The following is a 3,278-nucleotide window of genomic DNA, read 5'->3' as shown; positions in this document are numbered from 1 at the left end:
GTGGGGAGTGGGGAGTGGGGAGTTGGGAGTTGGGAGTTGGGAGTTGGGAGTTGGGAGTGGGGAGTTGGGAGTTGGGAGTGGGGAGTTGGGAGTTGGGAGTTGGGAGTTGGGAGTTGGGAGTTGGGAGTAGGGAGTGGGGAGTTGGGAGTTAAAAGTTACCTCTGTCTGCCTTGTCTGCCTTGTCTGTCTTGTCTGCCTTGTCTGCCTTGTCTCCCACTCCCCCACTCCCCCACTCCCCCACTCCCCTGCCTTACTCAACAGTGGTGGAGCTGAACGATCTACTAGTATCCCACAACAGCATATGAGGGGTGCTTGGTGCTGGCTGGTGTAGGGAAATCAGCTGCGCTAAAGTGTTTTTTAACTGGGTACGGGGTACGATATCATCGACAAAACCGTGTTTCAACAAGTCTTCAGCAGTTTGAAAATCATCGGGCAGTTTTTCGCGGAGGGTTTGCTCAATCACTCGCCGACCCGCAAAACCGATCATTGCTTTTGGTTCTGCCAAAATCATATCACCCAACATGGCAAAACTAGCAGTGACGCCGCCTGTGGTAGGATTGGTTAAAACGGGAATATACAATAGTCGTGCTTCTCGATGACGTTGTAGGGCTGCGGAGATTTTCGCCATCTGCATCAGTGAAAGCATTCCTTCTTGCATTCTTGCACCACCAGAGGTGCAGATGATAACTACAGGATATCGCCGTTGAGTCGCCGTCTCTATTAAGCGGGTGAGTTTTTCACCGACAACAGAACCCATGCTACCACCCATAAATCGGAAGTCCATGACTCCAAGAGCGATGGGTAATTTATTGATTTCACCTAAACCAGTTTTTACAGCATCAATTAAGCCAAGTTTTTCTTGGGTTTCTCGCAAGCGATCGCTATAAGGTTTGCGATCGCGAAATTGCAGAGGATCGGCAGGACGCAAATTCTCATCCATTGCTTTCCACGTATTCGCATCTATCAATTGGCGGATGCGCTCATCGCTATCCACTCGATTATGATGTTCACATTCAGTGCAAACCATCTGATTCGCCTTCAGGTCTTTGGTATATGTCAATACACCACATTTGGGACATTTATTCCACAACCCATCAGCAATTTCCCGTTCTTGGCGTTCAACACTGATAGAGCCTGATTTACGTCGATTTGCAAACCAATCTAACAAAGACTTTAAACCGCGTGATTCTTCGTTGTTTGCCATTTTTATCTTATGCAAGTGTGTACTAAGTTCAAAACAGATCAATCCGCTTTGCGTGGTCTTTTATATGATTGTCCTTTGTGAATAAATATACGACGAATCACGATTGACAAATAACTCCTGACCACTTATTCCAATTTGTCTTCTCTGCGCTAATCGACTTTCCCATGTGACGAATAGTGCCAGCTTAACGAAAATACATAAACCAATTCAAGTCTGTTATTCCTTTTTTAAGGAATTTCTCAGCAGTTTTGCATTTCTTTCATAGACGCGATCGCTCTTGAAAAAGGAGTTGTAGTAACACCCTCCAAATTAATAATTTTTGTTGCTTTCTTATTGAGAGTCAGCATGTACCTCACCCTTTGCAGGCTCACCAATGGATAATTTGGTTGGGCTATTTAAGAGAGTTATTCTATATGGGGATAAATAAACGCTCCTTAACGTAGTAACGGCTTAAGCCGTTAAAATCCAAGAGCGACGAGCGGTGAGCCAGCGCGCAGAAAGGGGGTTTCCCCCATTTCCTCGACTGGTGAACCCGAAGGGTAAACCGCTCACTACGAATCAGGAGAGTATTTTACATTTAATTTTGCCCACTTACTTAATCACCACTTGATATTACCAAAAGCTAAAAGACAGATGGCGTAATGGTGGTTACAGTCGGGGAGATGGGGGGAGTGAGGGGGACAGGGGGACTCCTTGGAGGACAGAGGTAAATTTTGACTTTTAACTGCCCATTCCCCATTTCCCATTTCTATCAAATAACGGGGAAAAATAACCTGATATAGCTAGATAAAATTGCTTCACCACCAAAAAGAGCGATCGCAGCTCCGAAAGCGAGAAACGGACCAAAAGGCATCTTTTGTCCCCACTTCTTTTTTGATAATATAATTGCACTACTACCTGCTAAGGCTCCGAGGGTACAGGCAAGAAAACCAGCTAAAAGCAAAAGCTTCCAACCTAACCAAGCTCCCATCATCGCTGCTAGTTTCGCATCACCTCCACCCATCGCTGTTTTTCTAAAAGCGATAGAACCAAATATAGCGATCGCATCAAATAACCATAAGCCTAATACTGCTCCCACTATCCCCCGCATCAAATGATGAATTAATCCACTCCAGCTAGCTTCTGGTAAAAAACCAACAATCATTTGAAACACAATCCCCAACACTAACCCAGACTTTGTTAATTGATTGGGCAGAATCATTGTATCAAAGTCGATGAGGGATAGCGCTAATAACCAACTAGAAAAAGCCCAATAGCCGATTGTTAAAATTGAAACTTTAAATAAAAATAAAATTAGTAAAAATACTATGCCCGTTATCGCTTCTATCACCGGATAACGGACAGAAATCTTACTTTGACAATAACGACAGCGACCTCTTAACCATAGCCAACCCAGCACAGGAACGTTATCGTGTGCTTTTAGCTGTCTCAAGCAATGGGGACAGCGAGAAGGAGGAAAGAGAATCGACAATTTAGCAGGTAGCCGATAAACTACAACGTTGATAAAGCTACCGATACATGCACCTAAAGCGAAGACAATTACACTCGTGGGGACGAGTATCAACAAGTCCATATAGTCATTTATCATTTGTCCTTTGTCATTTGTGCTTTATTTTTTGTCGTTTGTCGAGAGACACTCAATATTTACTCTTGACTAATGACTAATGACTAATGAGCAATGACTAATGACTAATGAACTAATACATGCAGGATTCAATTTGATTTAAAGGCACAAAACATTCTTGCGGTAAGAGGACTGGTTGACCAGTAAAAATTACTTTACCGCGAAGAGTAACTCGATTAATTGCTACTCCTGAAGCTTGTCCAACTATTTCGGGATGCACCTCGCAGTAGGTGTAATATATTTGTCCAGCTGCTCTGATCACGGAGGGATCGATTAAGGGTGGCTGGTTTTGTGAGTTGCTGAAATTCGCTTGTTGCCCTTGTCGTAAAGCGTACACTAGTTGTTTTATTTGCTTTCTAAGTTTGTATCTAGTCTATATGAAAGTTTGAAAAACAGTTGCCAAATTGTCCAACTTTCAGGGGGAGAGTTCTTGAGAGGGGGGACAGGGGG

At 43.7% G+C, this 3,278-nt stretch carries 3 protein-coding genes and 1 pseudogene; all 4 read right to left on the bottom strand.

Annotated features, from left to right (window positions below):
• A pseudogene (locus tag OGM63_RS13890) lies at positions 1 to 225 on the bottom strand (hypothetical protein); the annotation flags it as partial.
• Positions 226 to 250: 25 nt separating this feature from the next.
• Positions 251 to 1,204 (bottom strand): acetyl-CoA carboxylase, carboxyltransferase subunit beta, encoded by a 954-nt coding sequence (accD, locus tag OGM63_RS13885; protein WP_263746168.1) that lies wholly within the window; start codon positions 1,202 to 1,204, stop codon positions 251 to 253.
• A 751-nt stretch (positions 1,205 to 1,955) separates the two neighbouring features.
• Positions 1,956 to 2,777, bottom strand: a complete 822-nt coding sequence (locus OGM63_RS13880; RefSeq protein WP_263746171.1) for a prepilin peptidase — start codon at positions 2,775 to 2,777, stop codon at positions 1,956 to 1,958.
• A gap of 124 nt (positions 2,778 to 2,901) precedes the next feature.
• Positions 2,902 to 3,165 (bottom strand): hypothetical protein, encoded by a 264-nt coding sequence (locus OGM63_RS13875; protein ID WP_263746167.1) that lies wholly within the window; start codon positions 3,163 to 3,165, stop codon positions 2,902 to 2,904.
• Positions 3,166 to 3,278: the final 113 nt, after the last annotated feature.

It is taken from the genome of Plectonema radiosum NIES-515 (genome assembly GCF_025753815.1).
Lineage (GTDB): Bacteria > Cyanobacteriota > Cyanobacteriia > Cyanobacteriales > Nostocaceae > Hassallia > Hassallia radiosum_A.
Note: the sequence above shows the minus strand (reverse complement) of the source record. Positions and strands in the feature narration are given on the sequence as shown.